20 protein-coding genes are annotated in these 19,578 nt (G+C 72.0%); 13 read left to right on the top strand and 7 right to left on the bottom strand.

Going from position 1 to position 19,578, the window contains the following annotated elements; all coding sequences use genetic code 11:
* Positions 1-78 precede the first annotated feature (78 nt).
* Entirely contained in the window at positions 79-315 is a 237-nt protein-coding gene (locus Q0817_RS13865) for a DUF6953 family protein (protein ID WP_298589247.1), read from the bottom strand.
* 48 nt (positions 316-363) lie between these two features.
* Positions 364-891 carry a 2'-5' RNA ligase family protein gene (locus Q0817_RS13860; RefSeq protein ID WP_298589281.1) on the bottom strand — a complete coding sequence of 176 codons (528 nt, stop codon included), beginning with the start codon at positions 889-891 and terminating at the stop codon, positions 364-366.
* Positions 892-1,009: 118 nt separating this feature from the next.
* On the opposite strand from Q0817_RS13860, the gene Q0817_RS13855 reads away from it, so the two are divergent.
* The 11 genes from Q0817_RS13855 to Q0817_RS13805 all read left to right on the top strand — a co-directional run bounded on the left by Q0817_RS13855 (position 1,010) and on the right by Q0817_RS13805 (position 11,955).
* Positions 1,010-2,119, top strand: coding sequence for an ABC transporter ATP-binding protein (locus tag Q0817_RS13855; RefSeq protein WP_298589244.1), 1,110 nt, complete (start codon positions 1,010-1,012; stop codon positions 2,117-2,119).
* Positions 2,116-2,790, top strand: coding sequence for an ABC transporter permease (locus tag Q0817_RS13850; protein ID WP_298589241.1), 675 nt, complete (start codon positions 2,116-2,118; stop codon positions 2,788-2,790). The genes Q0817_RS13855 and Q0817_RS13850 overlap by 4 nt, the downstream gene beginning before the upstream one ends.
* Positions 2,787-3,458 (top strand): ABC transporter permease, encoded by a 672-nt coding sequence (locus tag Q0817_RS13845; protein WP_298589239.1) that lies wholly within the window; start codon positions 2,787-2,789, stop codon positions 3,456-3,458. Before Q0817_RS13850 ends, Q0817_RS13845 begins: the two co-directional genes overlap by 4 nt.
* A gap of 57 nt (positions 3,459-3,515) precedes the next feature.
* Positions 3,516-4,454, top strand: coding sequence for an ABC transporter substrate-binding protein (locus Q0817_RS13840; RefSeq protein ID WP_298589236.1), 939 nt, complete (start codon positions 3,516-3,518; stop codon positions 4,452-4,454).
* A 537-nt stretch (positions 4,455-4,991) separates the two neighbouring features.
* Complete coding sequence (locus Q0817_RS13835; protein WP_298589278.1) at positions 4,992-6,863, top strand: amylosucrase; 1,872 nt, start codon at positions 4,992-4,994, stop codon at positions 6,861-6,863.
* A 4-nt stretch (positions 6,864-6,867) separates the two neighbouring features.
* Positions 6,868-7,185, top strand: a complete 318-nt coding sequence (locus Q0817_RS13830) for a multidrug efflux SMR transporter (protein WP_298589233.1) — start codon at positions 6,868-6,870, stop codon at positions 7,183-7,185.
* The gene (locus Q0817_RS13825) at positions 7,175-7,561 is read left to right on the top strand and encodes a multidrug efflux SMR transporter (RefSeq protein WP_298589231.1); all 387 of its coding nucleotides are present in this window, start codon (positions 7,175-7,177) and stop codon (positions 7,559-7,561) included. The genes Q0817_RS13830 and Q0817_RS13825 overlap by 11 nt, the downstream gene beginning before the upstream one ends.
* Positions 7,558-8,883 (top strand): MFS transporter, encoded by a 1,326-nt coding sequence (locus Q0817_RS13820; protein WP_298589229.1) that lies wholly within the window; start codon positions 7,558-7,560, stop codon positions 8,881-8,883. Before Q0817_RS13825 ends, Q0817_RS13820 begins: the two co-directional genes overlap by 4 nt.
* A gap of 418 nt (positions 8,884-9,301) precedes the next feature.
* Positions 9,302-9,832 (top strand): SRPBCC family protein, encoded by a 531-nt coding sequence (locus Q0817_RS13815; RefSeq protein ID WP_298589227.1) that lies wholly within the window; start codon positions 9,302-9,304, stop codon positions 9,830-9,832.
* Between the two features lie 116 nt (positions 9,833-9,948).
* Entirely contained in the window at positions 9,949-10,569 is a 621-nt protein-coding gene (locus Q0817_RS13810; RefSeq protein ID WP_298589224.1) for a superoxide dismutase, read from the top strand.
* A 204-nt stretch (positions 10,570-10,773) separates the two neighbouring features.
* Positions 10,774-11,955, top strand: coding sequence for an NADP-dependent malic enzyme (locus Q0817_RS13805; protein ID WP_298589221.1), 1,182 nt, complete (start codon positions 10,774-10,776; stop codon positions 11,953-11,955).
* 100 nt (positions 11,956-12,055) lie between these two features.
* On the opposite strand, the gene Q0817_RS13800 is transcribed toward Q0817_RS13805, so the two are convergent.
* From Q0817_RS13800 to Q0817_RS13785, 4 genes are all read right to left on the bottom strand, one after another.
* Positions 12,056-12,532 carry a MaoC family dehydratase gene (locus tag Q0817_RS13800; RefSeq protein ID WP_298589218.1) on the bottom strand — a complete coding sequence of 159 codons (477 nt, stop codon included), beginning with the start codon at positions 12,530-12,532 and terminating at the stop codon, positions 12,056-12,058.
* A 65-nt stretch (positions 12,533-12,597) separates the two neighbouring features.
* Entirely contained in the window at positions 12,598-13,794 is a 1,197-nt protein-coding gene (locus tag Q0817_RS13795; RefSeq protein ID WP_298589215.1) for an acyl-CoA dehydrogenase family protein, read from the bottom strand.
* Positions 13,791-14,684, bottom strand: coding sequence for an amidohydrolase family protein (locus Q0817_RS13790; protein WP_298589212.1), 894 nt, complete (start codon positions 14,682-14,684; stop codon positions 13,791-13,793). The genes Q0817_RS13795 and Q0817_RS13790 overlap by 4 nt, the downstream gene beginning before the upstream one ends.
* Before the next feature lie 11 nt (positions 14,685-14,695).
* Positions 14,696-15,667 (bottom strand): SDR family NAD(P)-dependent oxidoreductase, encoded by a 972-nt coding sequence (locus Q0817_RS13785; protein ID WP_298589209.1) that lies wholly within the window; start codon positions 15,665-15,667, stop codon positions 14,696-14,698.
* A gap of 196 nt (positions 15,668-15,863) precedes the next feature.
* On the opposite strand from Q0817_RS13785, the gene Q0817_RS13780 reads away from it, so the two are divergent.
* Positions 15,864-16,322: a MarR family winged helix-turn-helix transcriptional regulator gene (locus Q0817_RS13780; RefSeq protein WP_298589206.1), complete on the top strand. Its 459-nt coding sequence runs from the start codon at positions 15,864-15,866 to the stop codon at positions 16,320-16,322.
* A 74-nt stretch (positions 16,323-16,396) separates the two neighbouring features.
* Here Q0817_RS13780 and Q0817_RS13775 read toward each other — a convergent pair whose 3' ends face one another.
* Positions 16,397-17,734: an MFS transporter gene (locus Q0817_RS13775; protein ID WP_298589203.1), complete on the bottom strand. Its 1,338-nt coding sequence runs from the start codon at positions 17,732-17,734 to the stop codon at positions 16,397-16,399.
* 307 nt (positions 17,735-18,041) lie between these two features.
* On the opposite strand from Q0817_RS13775, the gene menE reads away from it, so the two are divergent.
* Positions 18,042-19,559, top strand: a complete 1,518-nt coding sequence (gene menE, locus Q0817_RS13770) for an o-succinylbenzoate--CoA ligase (RefSeq protein WP_298589200.1) — start codon at positions 18,042-18,044, stop codon at positions 19,557-19,559.
* The last annotated feature ends 19 nt before the right edge of the window (positions 19,560-19,578 follow it).

The following is a 19,578-nucleotide window of genomic DNA, read 5'->3' as shown; positions in this document are numbered from 1 at the left end:
GTCTGCGTGCCGGGCGGTGCGCCGTCCGGCACGGAGGGGCTGCGCCGCCCGGCCGTGCCCCGGGAGGCTCCCGGTGGATCAGCTCTTGACGGACCAGAAGCGGCGGTCGCGGTCCCACTGCACCGTGCCGCCGTGGGCCTTGCGGAACTCCGTGAGGACCTCCTTGCTGATCCCGGTGTGGCCGTTCTCCAGGGTCCGGACCCACTCCGGCCCGAAGGTCGCGGGGATGTCCTGGACGGCCTGGTCCTGGGACAGCCGTCCCTCCGTCCGGATGCGGTCGATCATCCAGCTGGCGATGTCCTGTGCGCTCGTCATGCCCCCGAGCCTACGCGGGTCCGCGCGGCCGGGATCCCGGGCCGGCCCTCAGGCCAGCTGCACCACGGTGCGGGCGTCCGCGTCCCAGCGGCGCAGGGCCACGGCGCGCACCGGCTCGGGGTGCGGGGCCAGGACCTCCAGCGCGGCGGCCACCTGCTCCGGGCGCATCCGGCGCGCCAGGGTGACGTGCGGCGTCCAGGCGCCGGGGAAGGAGGTGCGCGCCTGCCCGGGGACCGCGCCGACGGCGTCGCAGACCCGCCGGTGCAGCTCGAGCAGCTCGGGGGTGGTCACGACCTGGCGGACCACCACGTAGCCGCCCCGGCCCGGGCCGAACAGCAGCACGCCGGCACTGGCCAGCGGCAGGTCCACGAACCCGGCGGCCGCGGCGACCCGCTCGTCGATCCCCGGCACGGTCTCCGGGGCCAGGGACGGGGCGGCCACCAGGGTGATGTGGGGCCGGTTGGACTCGGAGCGGTGCCGGCCGGAGCTGGGCAGCCCCGCCTCGGCCAGCCGGTCCCAGTCGGCGCGCACGGCCGCCTCGGCGTCCTCGTCGAGCAGCAGCTCCAGGCTGTGCATCGTCACACCTCCTCCGCGTCGGCCGGAGGCCCCGCGGGAGCCGCTCCGGTGGACGCGAGTCTAGCGGGGCCGCCGAATCGCTTGCCTATACTGGCCGGACGGCAACGGGAGGACCTCCATGACCGACATCGCGATCCGTTTCGAGGGCGCCGGCAAGACGTACCCGGACGGGACCACGGCCGTCGAGGCGCTCGACCTCGAGATCCCCCGTGGGTCCCTCACCGTGTTCGTGGGGCCCTCGGGCTGCGGGAAGACCACGTCCCTGCGGATGATCAACCGCATGGTGGAGCCCACCTCCGGCACCGTCACGGTGGAGGGCCGCGACGTCACGTCCGTGCCCGCCCACGAGCTGCGCCGCTCCATGGGCTACGTCATGCAGCAGTCGGGCCTCCTGCCGCACCGGACCGTGGTGGACAACATCGCCACCGTCCCGCGGCTCAACGGGGTGCCGAAGAAGCAGGCGCGGGAACGGGCCCGTGAGCTGCTGGCCACCGTGGGCCTCGACGAGGCCCTGGGCTCCCGCTACCCGTCCCAGCTCTCCGGCGGTCAGCAGCAGCGCGTGGGGGTGGCCCGTGCGCTCGCCGCCGACCCGCCGGTCCTGCTGATGGACGAGCCGTTCTCCGCCGTGGACCCCGTGGTGCGCCAGGACCTGCAGCGCGAGCTGCTGGACCTCCAGCACCGCCTGCACCGCACCATCGTCTTCGTCACCCACGACATCGACGAGGCGGTCCTGCTCGGCAACCGGGTGGCCGTCTTCGCCACGGGCGGGCGGCTGGCGCAGTACGCCACCCCGGAGGAGCTGCTGCGCGCGCCCGCCGACGACTTCGTGGCGGACTTCGTGGGCCGGGACCGCGGCTTCCGCTCCTTGACCTTCGACTCGGCCCACGACATCCCCGTGCACCCGGTGGCGACCGTGCGCCCGGACGGCACCCCGGGCGTGGTCGGGACCGGGGACGGGCACGTCCCCGGCGGGTGGACGCTGCGGATCGACGACGACGGCGCCCCCCGCGGCTGGGTGCGGCCCGGCGCGGAGGACGACCCCGTGGTCGGCGGCACCCTGCACCGGCCCGGCAGCTCCCTGCGCAGCGCCCTGGACGCGGCCCTGTCCTCGCCGTCGGGCCTGGCCGTGGTCGTCGACGACGCCGGCCGGGCGGTCGGGATCATGCAGCCGGGCGAGATCATCGCGGCCATCGAGGACGCGCGGCTCGGCGGGCGGACGCCCCGATGAACTGGACGAGCCGGAACTGGCCCTACGTCCTGGAGCTCACGGGCACGCACCTCGTCCAGTCGGTGCTGCCGCTGCTGCTCGGGGCGCTGATCGCGATCCCGGTGGCCCGGCTCGCGGCCCGCAACCGTACGCTGCGCCCGGTGTTCGTCACGGGCTCGTCCCTGCTCTACACCATCCCGTCCCTCACCCTGTTCGTGGTGCTGCCCCTGGTCCTCGGCACGCAGATCACCTCGGTGGTGAACGTGGTCGTGGCGCTGACCATCTACGTGGTGGCCATCCTGGTGCGCTCCTCCGTGGACGCCTTCGAGTCCGTGGACCGGGACGTCCTGCAGGCCTCCACCGCGATGGGCTACCGTCCGCTGCGGCGCTTCTTCGCGGTCGAGCTGCCGCTCGCGGTGCCCGTCCTGGTCGCCGGGCTGCGGGTCGCCTCCGTCAGCAACATCTCCATGGTCAGCGTGGGCGCCGTCATCGGGGTGCAGTCCCTCGGCACCCTGTTCACCGACGGGCTGCGCCGGTCCATCCTCGAGGAGATCGCGGTCGGCATCGTGCTGACCGTGGTCCTGGCCGTGCTCATCGACCTCGTGCTGCGGGGGGCCGGCCACGCGCTGACGCGCTGGCAGCGGGCCGGCGCGGTCACGGTCCCGCGCGTGCGCAGAGGGGTGGTCGCATGAGCCTCTTCGGCGCCGCACTGGCGTGGCTGACCGACCCCGAGAACTGGTCCGGGACCGGCGGCATCCCCGCCCGGATCCTCGAGCACCTGACGTACAGCGGCATGACCCTGGCCGTGGCCCTGGCCGTGGCGGTCCCGCTGGGCCTGTGGGTGGGTCACACGGGGCGCGGCTCCGGCGTCGTCGTCGGCCTGGCCGGGGCGCTGCGCGCCCTGCCCACGCTGGGCCTGCTCACCCTCTTCACCCTGCTGCTGGGGCTCGGGCTGGTGCCGCCGATCCTCGCGCTCGTCCTGCTGGCGATCCCCCCGATCCTGTCGGGGACCTACGCCGGGGTCGCGAACGTGTCCCCGGCCCTCAAGGACGCCGGAGCGGCGATGGGGATGACCGGCGGCCAGGTGTTGACCCGCGTGGAGGTGCCCAACGCGCTGCCCGTGATCCTGGGCGGGATCCGCAACGCCGCCCTGCAGGTCGTGGCGACCGTGACCGTGGTCGCCTACATCAACCTCGGCGGCCTCGGCCGCTACCTCATCGACGGCCTCGCGGTGCGCGACTACGACCGCATGCTCGGCTCCGTGGTGCTCGTGGCGGTCCTCGCGCTCGCCGTGGACGCCGTCCTGGCGCTGGTCCAGCGGCTGTCCACCTCGCCGGGCCTGCGCCTCGCCGCCCCCTGACCCCCCGAACCTCAGACCGTCCGACGCACCGTGCCACCGACCGACAGGAGAACCACCATGACCACCGCTCCCGTGCTCCGCCGCCGCGCCGCCGCACCCGCCGTGGGCGCCGCCCTGCTGCTGGGCCTGACCGCCTGCGGAGGTGGCGGAGACCCCCTCGCCGGGGACGGAGGCTCCGAGGACGGCTCCACCGAGACCGTGACCGTGGGCTCCGCCGACTTCCCGGAGAGCCAGATCGTGGCCGAGCTCTACGCCGGGGCGCTCGAGTCCGCCGGGGTCGGGACGGAGACGTCCCTGGGCATCGGAGCCCGCGAGGCCTACGTGGGGGCGGTGCAGGACGGGTCCGTGGACGTGGTCCCGGACTACTCCGGCAACCTGCTGCTCTTCGCCGACCCGGAGGCCACCGCGAGCTCCGCCGAGGAGATCATGGCCGCCCTGCCGGACGCGCTGCCCGACGGGCTGACCGTGCTGGAGGCCTCCGAGGCGGAGAACAAGGACGCCATGGTGGTCACCCCGGAGACCGCGGAGCAGTACGGGCTCACGAGCATCGCCGACATGGCGGCGGTGTGCGACCAGCTGGTGATCGCGGGTCCGCCCGAGTTCGCCGAGCGCGCCTACGGCCTCGACGGCCTCGAGGAGAACTACGGGTGCGTGCCGCAGTCCTTCGAACCGATCAACGACGGCGGGGGGCCCCTGACCGTCGAGGCGCTGCTCAACGGGGACGTGGACGTCGCCGACATCTTCACCACCACCCCGGCGATCGCCGACAACGACCTCGTGGTGCTGGAGGACCCGGAGAACAACTTCATCGCCCAGCAGGTCCTGCCGCTGGCGGCGGCGGACCGGCTCCCCCAGGAGGCGGTGGACGCGCTGAACGAGCTGTCCGGCAAGCTCACCACCGAGGACCTCATCGACCTGAACCGCAAGGTCAGCGGCGACCAGCCGGTCAGCCCGGCCGCCGCCGCCGAGGAGTGGCTCTCCGCCAACGGCTACTGAGCCCGCTCGCAGGATCGGCACCGCCCCCCCGGGAGCCCGCGCTCCCGGGGGCGGTGCCCGGACGGCACCGGCGTGCGGATCCTTCCACGGGCCGGGCCCGACAGCGGCGCCGCCGGGCCCGCGGGGGCCGCGCTGCACAGGGTTCTCCACACGTGCGGCGGCCATCCCCCGAGACCCGGCAGGCCCGTCGGCCCGCGACGGCGGGGCACCGGCGGGCCCTCGCCACGGTGTCCCCAGGACTCGTCCACACCTGTGGACAACTCTGTGCACAGGGATGTGGAGGCACACCCCGGTCATCCGGTGAAAAGCCGGGAGCGCATCAGTATGCTGAGGGGCGGACCGCTCCCGCCGACCGGCGGGGGGCGTGTCCCTGACCATCCGAGGGCTCGTCGTCAAGGAGGATCTCGAGTTCGGAGACCGCCCCGCCCCGGGGTGGACGACCGAAGGAGCAGTGTGCCGAACACCAGTACGCCCGGGATCCCGGGCCTGTCGCCGGAGAACCAGGCACGCGTGATCACCGCGTGCGTACGCCAGCAGGTGCACGAGCGTCGTCCGGCGGACCTGCCGGGCACGGGGTGGGCGGACTTCGACCGCCGGTTCGACGAGCACTTCCCCCGGCTGACGCTGCTCTTCGCCGAGGTCTACGGCCACCGCGAGGACTTCCTCGACCAGCTCACCGAGCTCGGGCTGCAGCTGGCGCACTCCTGGGCCGAGCGCCCCGAGGACCTCAAAGCCCTGGACGCGCGGCGCGAGCAGGACCCCGCGTGGTTCGGCGCGCGGCAGATGCTGGGCGGGGTCTGCTACGTGGACCGGTACGCGGGGAACCTGCAGGGGGTCCGGGAGCAGATCCCCTACTTCCGGGAACTGGGCCTGACCTACCTCCACCTCATGCCCCTGTTCGAGGCGCCGGAGGGCAACTCGGACGGCGGCTACGCGGTCTCGTCCTACCGCCGCGTGGAGCCGGGGCTCGGGACCATGGAGGAGCTCGCCGAGCTGAGCCGCGAGCTGCGCCGGAACGGGATCAGCCTGGTCCTCGACTTCGTCTTCAACCACACCTCCAACGAGCACGAGTGGGCGCGCCGGGCCGCCGCGGGGGAGCGGGAGTACGAGGACTACTACTGGATCTTCCCGGACCGCACCGTCCCGGAGCAGTTCGAGCGCACCACGCGGGAGATCTTCCCGGACGACCACCCCGGGTCCTTCACCCGGGTCCGCGCCACCGAGGAGGACCCGCGGTGGGTGTGGAGCACCTTCTACTCCTTCCAGTGGGACCTCAACTACACCAATCCCGCCGTCTTCCGGGCGATGGCCGCCGAGCTGCTCTTCCTCGCCGCCCAGGGCGTCGAGGTGCTGCGCATGGACGCCGTCGCGTTCATCTGGAAGCAGCTGGGCACCACGTGCGAGTCGCTGCCCCAGGCCCACGTGCTGCTGCGCGCCTACAACGCGCTGTGCCGGATCGCCGCGCCGGCCGTGCTGTTCAAGTCCGAGGCGATCGTCCACCCGGACGAGGTCGCCCGGTACATCGAGCCCGGTCAGTGCCAGCTGTCCTACAACCCGCTGCAGATGGCCCTCACGTGGGAGGCGATGGCCACCCGTGAGCCGAAGCTGCTGGCGCAGGCCCTCGAGGAGCGCCATGCCCTCCCGCCCGGCACCGCGTGGGTGGACTACGTGCGCGGCCACGACGACATCGGCTGGACGTTCTCGGACGAGGACGCCGCCCGGCTGGGCATGGACGGCCACGACCACCGGCGCTTCCTCAACGCCTTCTACACGGGACGACACCCCGGCAGCTTCGCGGACGGCGTCCCGTTCCAGGAGAACCCCCGCACGGGGGACTGCCGCGTGTGCGGCACCACGGCGTCGCTGCTCGGCCTCGCCGAGGACCCGGGACCCGCCGTGGACCGGGTCCTGCTCGCGCACTCCGTGGCGATGAGCACCGGCGGCATCCCGCTGCTGTACCTGGGCGACGAGGTCGGCCAGCTCAACGACCCCGCCTGGAACGAGGACCCGGACCACGCCGGCGACGCCCGGTGGGTGCACCGCCCGCCGCGGCCCGTCCAGGACTACGAGCGCCGCCACGAGCTGTTCTCCGTGCAGGGCCGGATCTTCGGGGGCATCCGCCGGATGGTCGAGCTGCGCCGGAACTCCCCGGAGTTCGACGGCAACACCCTCGTCCCGTTCGACGCGCGCAATCCCCACGTGCTGGGCTACCAGCGCCCCGGCGGCAACACGGTGGTGCTGTGCCTGGCCAACTTCTCCGACTGGTCCCAGTTCGTCACGGGGGAGACCCTCTCGGGGTTCCTGCCCCAGGCGGTCGAGCTGCACGGCAACACCGAGCTCGACCTGCGGCACGGTCTGCTGATCGACGCCCACGGGTTCCTCTGGATCCGTGTGGTCCCGAAGCGCTGACCCCGTGAGCGCGTGGCTGGTGCTGGTGCTCTCGGGCGTCCTCGAGGCGGTGTGGGCCTCCGCGCTCGCGGCCTCGGACGGACTCCGCCGTCCCGTGCCCGCCGCGGTGTTCGTCGTGACGTCCACCGTGAGCCTGGCCGGGCTGGCCTACGCCATGGCCGAGCTGCCCACGGGCACGGCGTACGCCGTCTGGGTGGGGATCGGCGCGGCCCTGACCGTGGCCTGGTCGATGCTGACCGGCCGTGAGTCCGCGACGCCCCTCAGGATCCTCCTGGTGCTCGGCATCGTCGGCTGCGTGATCGGGCTCAAGGTTGTCGGCTGAGGCCGGAGCGGCGCAGGCCGTGCGGGACCGGCGCGCCCGTGCCTGGGCGCTGCTGGTGGTCAGCGGGATCCTCGAGGCGGTCTGGGCCACCGCCCTGGGCGCGTCCGAGGGCTTCTCCCGGCCGGGCCCCGGCCTGCTCTTCGCCGTGACCCTGGTGCTGAGCATGCTCACCCTGGCACGCGCCGCCCGCGTGGTGCCGATGGGCACCGCCTACGCCGTGTGGACGGGGATCGGCGCCGTGCTCACGGTCGCGTGGGCGGCCGGCACGGGCCAGGAGCAGCTCTCCTGGGCGAAGGCCCTCTTCCTGGCGGGGATCGTGGCGTGCGTCGTGGGCCTGCACGCCGCCGACCGGCGCACCCCGGGGAAGGACCGGTGACCCGGGACCGCAGGCCGGGCGCGCACCTCATGCTCGTGCTCACCGCCACGATGGCGGTGGGCCCGCTGCTGACCCACAGCCTCTCGGCGATGAGCCCCCTGGTGATCGAGGACCTGGAGCTCACGGAGGCGCAGTTCGGGCTGCTCGCCACCACCACCTTCTTCGTCGCGGCCGTCACCGCGGTGCGCACGGGCCGCTGGGCGGACCAACTGGCCGCCCGCACCCTGCTGGTCGTGATGTTCGGCGGGGCCGCGCTGGCGATGCTGCTCACCGCCGCGGCCCCGGGCTACACCGTGCTGCTCCTGGCCATGGTGCTGTCCGGGCTCGGGCAGGTCATGGCCAATCCCGCGACCAACCGGCTCATCCGCCTGCACGTGCCCGCCGGGCGGCGCGCGAGCTGGCTCGGGATCAAGCAGGCCGGTGTGCAGGCCTCGCAGCTCGTGGCGGGGCTGACCTTTCCCGCGCTCGGACTGCTGCTCGGCTGGCGCACGGCCGTCCTGGTGGCCGTGGGGGCGGTGCTGCTCCTGCTCGTGCACGGCTGGTGGACGGTCCCGGACAACTCCTCCGGCGCTCCGGCGGGGCACCCGCCCCGGGCGACGCACCGGTCCGGGGTGACACCACCGCCCAGGACCGGGGCGACACCACCGCACCGGTCCTGGGCGGCCCTCCGGTCCCGGGCCGCCCGCCGCTCCCGGAGGGCGCAGACGCCCTCGTCCCGGACGGCGCGCGCCGCCGCACGGCCGCCGATGCCCGGCGTGGTCCGCGCGTACGCCGCGGCCGCGGCCCTGACCGGCCTGGGGGCGCAGGCCGCCAACGTCTACCTGCCGCTCTACGCCCACCGGGACCTGGACCTCGACGTCGTCGCCGCCGGGGCCACCGTGTCCGTCTCCGCGCTCGTGGGCATCGCCTCCCGGGTGCTGTGGGCGCGCGTGATGGACCGTCCGCACGCGGACGGGTTCGTCCTGCTGGCCGGCATGGCCCTGGGGGCGGCCGCGAGCGCCGTGCTGCTGATCCTGGCACCCCTGCACCCCGGCCTCGCGTGGGCGGTGTGGCCGGCGGCCGTCCTGCACGGCGGCGCGGCGCTCGCGGTGAGCGTGGTGGTGATGTCCGGGGCGATGCGCGCCGTGCCCGCCGAACGGGTGGGAGCCTCCACCGGCGTGGTGACGATGGGTCTGTACGGCGGGTTCTGCGCCGGTCCGCTCGTCCTCGGCGGTCTGCTCCAGCTCACGGGCTCCTTCGCGGTGGGCTGGGCCGTGGTGCTCGTCTGCTACCTGGCCTGCGCGGTGCTCGCCGTCCTCGTGCGCTCGCGCGCGAGCCGCTAGGTCGTCCCCCGTCCGGGGGTGCTCCCGTCCGGACGCCGGCCGGTGCCGTCCCCGTCCGGACGGTCCGGGGCGCCCTGTGCGACGCTCCGTGACGTCCGGTTCCGGTCTTCTCAACAGCTTCTCCACAGGCGTTGTCCACAGCGTGGATAACTTCCATCCATGGAATTACGGTGCCGTGCTCTCCGTCGACCCCGCGCTCACCTGCAACGGCGCGGTCCTCGGAGGGCGGGGCGTACAGGTGTTCGAGCTGTGCACACGCTCCTCCACACCTGTGGACAACTTTCTCCACCCCCTGTGCACTCGGAGCGGGGAGTGGCGCGGGGGACCGTCGCTAGAGTAGTTGTGTGCACATGCGAATTTCTTCAGTCCGTGCGCGGCACCCGTCTGTCACGAACCCGACCGGGGAGCGGGGGCCACGATGCTGAAGGGCGCCACGACGTTCCGGCTGGTGGACACCGCGGTGGTCGCGGCGGGTCCGCCGCTGGTGGAGCGGTTCCTGCTCGACCCCGGCTGCCTGCGCCGCTGGAACCCGATCCCGGAGCGGAACTACCAGGTCAGCACGGCGGTGCTGCAGCTCGGCACGTCGATCGAGTCCACCGTCCGCGTGGGCCCGCTCCGCTTCGCTTTCGTGAACATCGTCTCCGACCACGTCCCGGGCCGGCGCCTGGGGATGCGCACCACCAAGGGACTGGTGGACCTGCTGGTGACCATCACGTGGGAGCAGGTGGAGGGCGGCACCCGGATCGAGAAGGTCGTGGACGGGCGGTTCACGGAGTCGAAGGCCTGGATCTGGCACCTGCTCGAACCAGCCGCCCGCCGGAGCGCCCGGAACGCCCTGGAGACGCTCAAGCGGATGATCGAGACGGGCGACTACGAGTTCACGGTCCCGTCCCAGCTCACGCCCGACCCGCCCCGCTGCCCGCTCGAGAGGCCGCCGGACTTCTTCTGAGCTCCCGGCCGGCCCGCCCGGCGGCGCACCGTACGCTGGTGGCGGAACCTCCTTGACCCCCGCGCGCGCGCGGGACGAGGGTGGAACCACACGACAGCTATCGAAAGGATTCTCCTATGGCCGAGAAGTACACCCTTCCCGATCTCCCCTACGACTACGCGGCGCTCGAGCCCCACATCTCCGCGAAGATCATGGAGCTGCACCACGACAAGCACCACGCCACCTACGTGGCCGGGGCCAACACCGCCCTGGAGAAGATGGCGGAGGCCCGCGCGAACGGTGACGGCGCCGCCGCGGCCAAGCTGTCCAAGGACCTGCAGTTCAACCTCGGTGGGCACGTGAACCACTCGGTGTTCTGGCAGAACCTCTCCCCGGAGGGCGGCGACAAGCCGACCGGTGAGCTCGCCGCGGCGATCGAGGACCACTTCGGGTCCTTCGACGCCTTCCGCGACCACTTCACCGCCGCGGCCACCACGATCCAGGGCTCCGGCTGGGCGATCCTGGCCTACGAGCCCGTCGGCGGCAACCTGGTCATCGAGCAGATGTACGACCAGCAGAACGGCGTGCCGGTCGCCACGATCCCGCTGCTCCAGCTGGACATGTGGGAGCACGCGTTCTACCTCGACTACCAGAACGTCAAGGCGGACTACGTCAAGGCCTTCTGGAACATCGTGAACTGGGCCGACGTGCAGGAGCGCTTCGAGAAGGCGCGCACCGGGGGCCGGTCCATCATCTGATCCCCACCCCGCACCGTCGTCCGCCGCGCGCGGCCGACCCGCGAGCAGAGCCCCCGGACCGCACGGTCCGGGGGCTCTGTGCCGTCCGGGACCGGGCGGGCCGGGGTGCGCGGGCGGCACCCGTGCGGGGACGGGGAGCCGGGGCGTGGGGCACAATGGCCGGGACCCTGTTCGCACTCAACGACGAGAGCACGAGGAACGCGCATGAGCGACGAGAACGTCCGGTCCGGCCCGATCACGCACGAGGAGATCTTCCGCTCCCACGAGGGCGGCAAGCTCTCCGTGGTCTCGAAGTCGCCCCTGAAGACCCGCCGTGACCTGTCCATCGCCTACACCCCCGGGGTCGCCGAGGTCTCCCGCGCGGTGGCCGCCGATCCCGCCATGGCACGCACCCACACCTGGGCCGGCCGGCTCGTGGCCGTGGTCTCCGACGGCTCGGCCGTGCTCGGGCTCGGGGACATCGGCCCGGCCGCGTCCCTGCCGGTGATGGAGGGCAAGGCGGCCCTGTTCAAAACCTTCGCGGACCTGGACTCGATCCCGATCGTGCTCGACACCCAGGACGTCGACGAGATCGTGCGCACCGTCACGCTGCTGCGCCCGACCTTCGGGGCGGTGAACCTCGAGGACATCTCCGCCCCGCGCTGCTTCGAGATCGAGCAGCGGCTGATCGAGGAGCTGGACATCCCGGTGATGCACGACGACCAGCACGGCACCGCCGTCGTCGTCCTCGCCGCCCTGCTCAACGCCGCGACCCTGGTGGGCAAGGACCTGGCGGGGCTCAAGGTCGTGATCGCGGGCGCGGGTGCGGCCGGGATCGCGATCACCGAGATCCTGCTGGCGCAGGGCATCACCGACGTGGTGCTGATGGACTCGCGCGGGATCGTCTCCCGGGAGCGGGACGACCTCAACGCGATCAAGGCCGGCTACGCCGCGCGCACCAACCCGCGCGGGCTCATCGGAGGTGCGAAGGACGCGCTCGAGGGCGCGGACGTGTTCGTGGGCGTCTCGGGCGGCACGGTCCCCGAGGAGTTCCTCACCGAACTCGCCGAGGACGCGATCGTGTTCGCCCTGGCCAACCCGGACCCGGAGATCATGCCCGACGTCGCCGCGAAGCACGCCTCCGTGGTGGCCACCGGGCGCAGCGACTTCCCGAACCAGATCAACAACGTGCTGGCCTTCCCGGGGATCTTCCGCGGGGCCCTGGACGCCGGGGCACGGCGGATCACACCCGTCATGAAGCTGGCGGCCGCCCGGGCGATCGCGCAGATCGCCGCCGAGGACGGACTGCGTCCGGACCACATCGTGCCGTCGGCCCTGGACCCGCGGGTCGCCCCCGCCGTGGCGCAGGCCGTGGCGGCGTGCGTGCAGGAGACCACGGCCGTCTGACCCCGTCCGACCCCGTCGGCACCGGCGGATCCGTGAGGGCCCGGGCGACCACGGAAGAACGTGGTCACCCGGGCCCTCACGGCTCAGGGCTCCGGTGCGCTCAGGCGTAGAACCGGTTGAGGAAGGTGGCGACCACGGCGGGACGCTCCTCGCCCTCGATCTCGATCGTGCCGTCGGCCACCAGGTGCAGGCCGTTGCCCTTGACCTCCTGCACGTCGGTGATGGTCACGGTCATGCGGATGCGCGAGCCGACCTTGACCGGGGAGGTGAAGCGGACCTTGTCGAGGCCGTAGTTGACCTTGGTCTTCACGCCCGTGACGTCGAAGAGCTCGGACCACATCGGGATGAGCAGGGACAGGGTCAGGAAGCCGTGGGCGATCGGGGCGCCGAAGGGTCCCTCCTGGGCGCGCTCGGGGTCCACGTGGATCCACTGGTGGTCGTCGGTGGCGTCGGCGAACGTGTTCACCTGGTCCTGGGTGATCTCCCGCCAGGCGGAGTGCCCGAGGTTCTTCCCGACGAGGCTCTTGACCTCGTCGAAGGCGACGACGGTCTGGGGCTGGGTCTGTGCTTCGGTCATGGCGTGTCCTCCGTGGTGGTGTCCGTGGTGTCCGTGGTGTCCGTGGTGGTGTGGTGCCGGGCGGCTCAGGCGAACGCGCTCCGGCCGGTGAGCGACCGGCCGACCACGAGCGCGTTGATCTCGTGGGTGCCCTCGTAGGAGTAGACGGCCTCGGCGTCGGCGTGGAAGCGGGCGACGTCGTGGGCCAGGGTGATGCCGTTGCCGCCGACGAGCTCGCGGGCCAGCGCCACGGTCTCGCGCATGTGCAGGCTGATCCACATCTTCGCCAGGGCGGAGTCCTCGTCCCGGTAGACGCCCTCCTGCTGCCGCTCGGCGAGTCCGGCGACCATGGTCAGGGACGCGGTGACGTTGCCGAGCATCCGGGCCAGCTTCTCCTGGACGAGCTGGAAGCTGCCGATCGGGCGGCCGAACTGCTCGCGCTCCCGCACGTAGCGCAGCGCGGCCTCGTAGGCGCCGGCCTGGATGCCGGTGGCGATCCAGGCGACGTCGGAGCGCATGGCACGCAGCATCGCGGCGACGTCCTGGAACGAGTTCACGTTCCCGAGGCGCATGGACTCAGGCACCCGCGCGCCGTCGAGGTGGATGTCGGCGTTCTGCATCATCCGCAGGGACGTCTTGCCGGTGATCTTCTCCAGCCGCACGCCGGGGGCCTGGCGGTCCACGAGGAAGCCCTTGACCTGTCCGTCGGCCTCGTCGCGGGCGAACACGGCGAGGAGGTCCGCGGTGAAGGCGCCGCCGATCCAGCGCTTGGCGCCGTGCAGCACCCACTCGTCGCCCTCGCGCCGGGCCGTGGTGGCCAGCCCGCCGGCGATGTCGGAGCCGTGCTCGGGCTCGGTCAGGCAGAACACCCCGGTCATTTCGAAGGAGGTGATCCTCGGGTCCCACTGCGCGAACTGTTCCGGGGTGCCGCCCACGCGGCAGGCCGTGCGGAACAGTCCGGCCTGGGCGGTGTAGAACGTGGCGATCGAGGCGTCGGTGCGGGCCAGCTCGAAGATCCGGAACCCGTGGTACAGGGACCGGGGCTGCTCGCCGCCGGCGGTGAGCTCGGGCGGGGTCATGAGGTCGAGGCCGTGCAGGGAGGGGGCGACCTGGTAGGGGAACTCCCCGGCCTCCCAGTACTCGGCCAGCAGCGGCCGCACCTCGTCCTCGAGCACCCGGCGCAGCCGGCGCAGGGGCGCCTTCTCGGCCTCGGTCAGCTTCTCCTCGATCCCGTACGGGTCGCAGCCGGGGTAGAGGCGGGTCTGCTCGAGCTGCGCGCTCATGCCCGCGCCTCGTCCAGGCCGAGCAGGCGCACGGCGTTGTCCTTGAGGATCTTGGGGCGGACCTCGTCGCTGAAGGACTGCTGCTCGAAGGCGCCGAGCCACTTCTGCGGGGTGATCAGCGGGTAGTCGGTGCCGAAGAGGACCTTGTCCTGGAGCATCCGGTTGGAGGCCTTCACCAGCGACTCGGGGAAGTACTTGGGCGACCAGCCCGAGAGGTCGATCCACACGTTGGCCTTGTGCGTGGCGATGGAGTTGGCCTCCTCCTGCCACGGCACCGAGGGGTGGGCCATGATGACCTGGAGCTCGGGGAAGTCCGCGGCCACCGCGTCCAGCAGCAGCGGGTTGGAGTAGCCCAGCTTGATGCCGAAGCCGCCGGGGAGCCCCGCGCCCATGCCGTTCTGGCCGGTGTGGAACAGGGCCGGCACGCCCAGGGCCTGGATCGCCTCGTAGAGCGGGTAGAACCGCTCGTCGGAGGGGTCGAAGCCCTGCAGGGACGGGTGGAACTTGAAGCCCTTGACGCCGTGCTCCTCGACGAGCTTCTTGGCCCGCTCGACCGCGGCGGAGCCCTGGAGCGGGTCCACGGAGCCGAAGGGGATCAGCACGTCGTTGTTGCGGGCCGCGCCCTCGGCGATCTCCTCGATGGAGTTCGGCTCGTGGCCCAGCGCCGTGGTCGCGTCGACGGTGAAGACCACCGCCGCCATGTTCCACTGCCGGTAGCGCTCGGCGATGGTGTCCAGGGACGGGGACCGGTCCTCGGACTTGAAGTACTTGGTCGAGGCCTCGGTGAGGGCCGAGGGCAGGGACGGGTGCCCGTGGTCGGAGCACTCGATGTGCACGTGCATGTCGATCGCGTCCAGGGACGCGAGGTCGAGACCGTATTCGTAGCGCATGGTGACGACTCCTAGGACTGCTGGGTCGCGGACTCGGGCTTCAGCTCCTCCGGCAGCGGCGGCATCGTCTCGCCGACCGGCTGGGAATTGTCCTCGATCAGCGCGGGGAACTGCTCGCGCAGGGCCTCGAAGGTCCAGCCGCCGTCGCGGTACTCGGTGACCACGGGACGGGGGTGGCTGAAGACCTGGAGGCGGTCGCCGCCGGCGCCGATGGCCTGGCCGGTGACCCCGGCGGCGTCGTCGGAGGCGAGCCAGGCGATCAGACCGGCGACGTCGGCGGCGTTGCCGAAGCCGAGGTCCTTGCGGAAGAAGTCCGGCATGGGCTCGCCGCGGCGGTCCGCCTCGACGGCGGCGCGGAAGAAGGGGATGGTCTCGGTCATGGCGGTGGCGGCCACGGGGATGACGGCGTTGGCGGTGACGCCGGCCTTCTTCATCTCCAGGGCCCAGGTGCGGACCATGCCCACGATCCCGGCCTTGGCGGCGGCGTAGTTGGTCTGGCCGAAGTTGCCGTACTGGCCGGTGGGGGAGCCGATGGTGATGATCCGCCCGGGGACCCCGTTCTCCTTGAAGTACCGGTAGGCCTCGCGGGCGCAGGTGAAGGTGCCGCGCAGGTGGACCTGGATGACGAGGTCGAAGTCCTCGTCGGTCATCTTCAGCAGGGACTTGTCGCGCAGCACGCCGGCGTTGGTGACGAGGATGTCGAGGCGCCCGAAGGCCTCCACGGCGCCGTTCACGAGCGCGGTGGCGGTCTCGGTGGAACCCACGGGTGCGACGACGGCGACGGCCTGTCCGCCCGTCTCGGTGATGGAGGCGACGGCCTTCTCGGCGGTGGCCTGGTCGACGTCGTTGATCACGACGGCGGCGCCCTGGCGGGCGAGCTCCTGGGCGTAGGCCAGGCCCAGGCCCTGGCCGGAGCCGGTGACGACGGCGACCTTGCCGGCGAGAGGGGCGGTGCTCGGGGAGGTGGTGCTGTCCTGTGCCATGGAGTGGCTCCTTCGCTCTGGATCGTGGCGGTGGATCTTCGCTCGTGGATCGGCGGACGGGGTGACGCCCGTCACTGCTTCCGGGTTCGGTCCCATTCCACCGCTATTCGTTGAAAATGTCAATGGTTAAGAAACTCCATCTATGCTGGGTGCACGGATTCCGTAGACTGGGGTCCCCGGCCCCAGGAGAGACGCTATGACCACGCCCACCGACCCGTCCGCCGGTCTCGAGCGCCTCCTCGAGGCCGAGCTGACGACGGAGCCGGTCTTCCTGATGGCCCGTGCTGCCTCGACGGGCTCCTCAGCGGCCAACAAGAAGCTCGCGCAGCTCGAGCTGAAGGTGCGCCACTACTCGGTCCTGGCGCTGGCCTGCGGCGAGGAGCGGCTGACGCAGCGCGAGCTCAGCCAGTTCCTGGTGCTGGACCCCAGCCAGATCGTGGCCATCCTCGACGACCTGGAGCGGCGCGGGGCGGTGGAGCGCCGGACCGATCCGAGGGACCGCCGCTCGAAGATCATCGCGCCCACCGCGGCCGGGCGGAAGCTGTACGCCCAGGCCAGGACCCTGGTGGAGAACTCCACCGCGGAGTCGCTCTCCCCGCTCTCCCCGGCGGAGCGCGACGAGCTGTCCCGGCTGCTGAAGAAGGTGGCCTTCTGACCGCGCAGACCCCGCAGACCGCGGCCCCCGCCTGATCGATCGGGCGGGGGCCGCGGTGCGTGCGGTGGCGCGGGTCAGTGCTCGTGGGTCTCCAGGTCGAAGTCCTTGGACTCGCGGGTGAGCAGGATGAACACCGCGCTGACCACGGCCATCCCGGCCAGGTACCAGACCACGGGGGCGATGGCCTGCCCGGAGGACGCGTAGATCGAGGCGAGGATCGTCGGGGTGAAGCCGGCCCCGATCAGGGTGGCGAACTGGTAGCCCAGCGAGGCGCCGGTGTAGCGCGACGACGTGCCGAACTGCTCGGAGATGAAGGCCGCCAGCGGTCCGTAGATCGCGGCGTGGCAGGCCAGCCCGATGGTGAAGGTCGCGAAGATCAGCAGCACGTTGCCGGTGGCCAGCCACGAGAACATCGGGAAGATGAGGGCGATGAACAGCACCAGCCCCACGACCATGACCGGGCGCCGGCCCAGCTGGTCGGACAGGCGTCCCATGCCGACCACGAAGAACACGCTGAGCACCGAGGCGAGGGCGAAGGCGTAGAGGACCGGCTGCCGGTCGGCGCCGCGCTCGACCGCGTAGGCCACCGCGAAGGTGGCCAGGAAGACCTGCAGGGCGAATCCGGAGGCCCCCGCCAGCATCGTGTAGATCAGGGCGCGGGGACGGCGCAGCACCTCGACGATGGGCACCTTGCGCTTGACGGCCGGGCCCTCCGCGGCCTCCTTGGCCAGGGCGGCCTGGAAGATGGGGCTCTCGGACACCTGGGAGCGCACGAAGACGCCCACGGCCAGCAGTAGGACGGAGAGCAGGAACGGGACGCGCCAGCCCCACGAGAGGAACTGCTCCTCCGGCATGGCGGCGAACAGGCCCAGGACGAAGGTGCCCAGTGCGGCACCGGTCGGGGCGCCGGCGTTGGTGAAGGACGCGGCGAATCCGCGCCGGCCCTTGGCGGAGTGCTCCAGGGCCATCAGTGCGGCCCCGCCCCACTCGCCGCCCACGGCGATGCCCTGGCACACCCGCAGGAGGATCAGGATGACCGCTCCCCAGGAGCCGATGACGGCGGCGCTGGGGATGAGGCCGATGAGCGTCGAGGCGATGCCCATGATCAGCATCGAGATGATGAGCATCTTCTTGCGGCCCAGGCGGTCGCCGAAGTGGCCGAAGACCGCCCCGCCCAGCGGGCGGGCCAGGTAGCCGGCGGCGAAGGTGCCGTACGCGGCGATCGTGCCGGCCAGCGGATCGAGGTCGGTGAAGAACACGTAGGGGAAGACCAGGGCGGAGGCCGAGGCGTACAGCAGGAAGTCGTAGAACTCGATGGTGGAGCCGAGGTAGCTCGAGAAGATGACCTTGCGCGCCTCTTTGTTCCTGGCGCGGGCGTCCAGGGACGCCAGGGTGTCGGGTGCTGCTGACATGGCGGTTCCTTGCTCTGGGGCGGAAAGAGTGGGCGCGGCACCGGGGTCGGGCACCGGTGCGGCGAGCAGGTCGGCCCCGGTCCCCGGGGGCCTCCCGGCGGTCGTGCGGACCGGCTCGCGGTGGACCCATTGGAACAGCAATCTATTGAAAGTGTCAACCATTGAGAAGATGACCTAAATCGGGAGGTGTCGCAGGATCCGGCCGCCCGGAGGTCTGGACAATGTGATCCAGCTCTCTCTACGCTGGAGGGCAAATAGTGGAAGTTTTCAACTATTGGCTTTGACGACTGTTTGAGGAGACGATCGCATGCGCAATCAGGGACTGGGATCCTGGCTCGTCCGGAGGCTCGAGAAGTCGGGCCCCAAGGTGGCGGTGGTCCACGGCGAGCGCACGCTGACCTACCGGGAGCTGCACGACCGGTCCCGGCGCCTGGCGACGGCCCTCTCCGGCCAGGGCGTGGGGCCCGGGGACCGGGTGGCCTTCCTCGGGGAGAACAGCCCGGCCTTCCTCGAGACGATGTTCGCGGCGGGAGCGCTCGGCGCGGTGCTCGTCCCCCTCAACACGCGTCTGGCCGTCCCGGAGATCCGCTACCAGCTCGAGGACGCGGACGTCTCGGCGCTGATCCACGACGACGCCCTGACGGGCCTGGCCGCACCGGCCGCCCGGGAGCTGACGGACGTGGTCCGGTGGGTCGTGGCCGAGGAGGACGCGGACGGGGTCCCAGCCCTCGAGACGGTGATCGCGGCGGCCGAGCCCTGGACGGAGGACGTCCCGGTGGAGCTGGACGACCTCGCCGTGATCCTCTACACCTCCGGGACCACCGGCCGGCCCAAGGGCGCCTGCCTGACCCACGGCAACTTCACCTGGAACTGCGTCAACGTCCTGGTGGACTACGACGTGGCGGCCGACGACGTCGCGCTGATGATCTCCCCGATGTTCCACGTTGCCTCGCTCGGGATGGGGGTGCTGCCGACCCTGCTCAAGGGCGCCACGCTGGTGCTCGAGTCCAAGTTCGTGCCCGGCCGGGTGCTGGAGCTCATCGAGGCCCACCGCGTCACCTGGCTGTCGGGGGTGCCGACCACCTACCAGCTGCTGTGCGAGCACCCGGACTGGGACGCCACGGACCTGTCCTCGCTGCGCAAGCTCACCTGCGGCGGCTCGGCGGTGCCCATGCGGGTCCTGGAGGCCTACGAGAGCCGGGGGTTGGCCTTCACCGCCAGCTACGGCATGACGGAGACCTCCCCGGGCGCCACCAACCTGCCCGCGGCGAAGTCCCGCGAGAAGGCGGGCTCCTCCGGGCTGCCGCACTTCTTCTCCGACGTGCGGATCGTGGACGCGGCGGGGGAGCCCGCGGGGCCCGGCGAGGCGGGGGAGATCCTGCTCTCGGGGCCCAACGTCATCCGGCAGTACTGGAACCGCCCCGACGCGGCCGGGTCCTTCGAGGGGGAGTGGTTCCACTCCGGGGACCTGGGCTACCTCGACGAGGACGGCTACCTGTTCGTCTCGGACCGGATCAAGGACATGATCATCTCCGGCGGGGAGAACATCTATCCGGCGGAGGTCGAGGCGGCCATCCTCGAGCTGCCGGAGGTGGCCGCTGTGGCGGTCATCGGCGTGCCCGACGAGAAGTGGGGCGAGGTGCCGCACGCCGTCGTCGTCCCCCGGGAGGGCCGGGAGCTCACCGCCGGAACGATCCAGGAGCACCTGGCCGGGCGGCTCGCCCGCTACAAGGTGCCCAAGACGCTGAGCCTCGTGGAGGAGATGCCGCGGACCGCGTCCGGCAAGATCCGCAAGAACGTCCTGCGCGAGCAGGCCGCCGGCTGAGCCGCTCTCCCGGGCGCAC

It is taken from the genome of uncultured Kocuria sp. (assembly GCF_947500125.1).
Lineage (GTDB): Bacteria > Actinomycetota > Actinomycetes > Actinomycetales > Micrococcaceae > Kocuria.
The sequence above is the reverse complement of the archived record's forward strand: the minus strand, read 5'-3'. Positions and strand labels throughout refer to the sequence as shown.

What these genes read in the sequence shown, in the direction of transcription:
- Q0817_RS13865 (WP_298589247.1), bottom strand. Translation starts at nt 315, where the DNA reads ATGACGAGCGCACAGGACATCGCCAGCTGGATGATCGACCGCATCCGG.
- Q0817_RS13860 (WP_298589281.1), bottom strand. Translation starts at nt 891, where the DNA reads ATGCACAGCCTGGAGCTGCTGCTCGACGAGGACGCCGAGGCGGCCGTG.
- Q0817_RS13855 (WP_298589244.1), top strand. Translation starts at nt 1,010, where the DNA reads ATGACCGACATCGCGATCCGTTTCGAGGGCGCCGGCAAGACGTACCCG.
- Q0817_RS13850 (WP_298589241.1), top strand. Translation starts at nt 2,116, where the DNA reads ATGAACTGGACGAGCCGGAACTGGCCCTACGTCCTGGAGCTCACGGGC.
- Q0817_RS13845 (WP_298589239.1), top strand. Translation starts at nt 2,787, where the DNA reads ATGAGCCTCTTCGGCGCCGCACTGGCGTGGCTGACCGACCCCGAGAAC.
- Q0817_RS13840 (WP_298589236.1), top strand. Translation starts at nt 3,516, where the DNA reads ATGACCACCGCTCCCGTGCTCCGCCGCCGCGCCGCCGCACCCGCCGTG.
- Q0817_RS13815 (WP_298589227.1), top strand. Translation starts at nt 9,302, where the DNA reads ATGCTGAAGGGCGCCACGACGTTCCGGCTGGTGGACACCGCGGTGGTC.
- Q0817_RS13810 (WP_298589224.1), top strand. Translation starts at nt 9,949, where the DNA reads ATGGCCGAGAAGTACACCCTTCCCGATCTCCCCTACGACTACGCGGCG.
- Q0817_RS13805 (WP_298589221.1), top strand. Translation starts at nt 10,774, where the DNA reads ATGAGCGACGAGAACGTCCGGTCCGGCCCGATCACGCACGAGGAGATC.
- Q0817_RS13800 (WP_298589218.1), bottom strand. Translation starts at nt 12,532, where the DNA reads ATGACCGAAGCACAGACCCAGCCCCAGACCGTCGTCGCCTTCGACGAG.
- Q0817_RS13795 (WP_298589215.1), bottom strand. Translation starts at nt 13,794, where the DNA reads ATGAGCGCGCAGCTCGAGCAGACCCGCCTCTACCCCGGCTGCGACCCG.
- Q0817_RS13790 (WP_298589212.1), bottom strand. Translation starts at nt 14,684, where the DNA reads ATGCGCTACGAATACGGTCTCGACCTCGCGTCCCTGGACGCGATCGAC.
- Q0817_RS13785 (WP_298589209.1), bottom strand. Translation starts at nt 15,667, where the DNA reads ATGGCACAGGACAGCACCACCTCCCCGAGCACCGCCCCTCTCGCCGGC.
- Q0817_RS13780 (WP_298589206.1), top strand. Translation starts at nt 15,864, where the DNA reads ATGACCACGCCCACCGACCCGTCCGCCGGTCTCGAGCGCCTCCTCGAG.
- Q0817_RS13775 (WP_298589203.1), bottom strand. Translation starts at nt 17,734, where the DNA reads ATGTCAGCAGCACCCGACACCCTGGCGTCCCTGGACGCCCGCGCCAGG.
- menE (WP_298589200.1), top strand. Translation starts at nt 18,042, where the DNA reads ATGCGCAATCAGGGACTGGGATCCTGGCTCGTCCGGAGGCTCGAGAAG.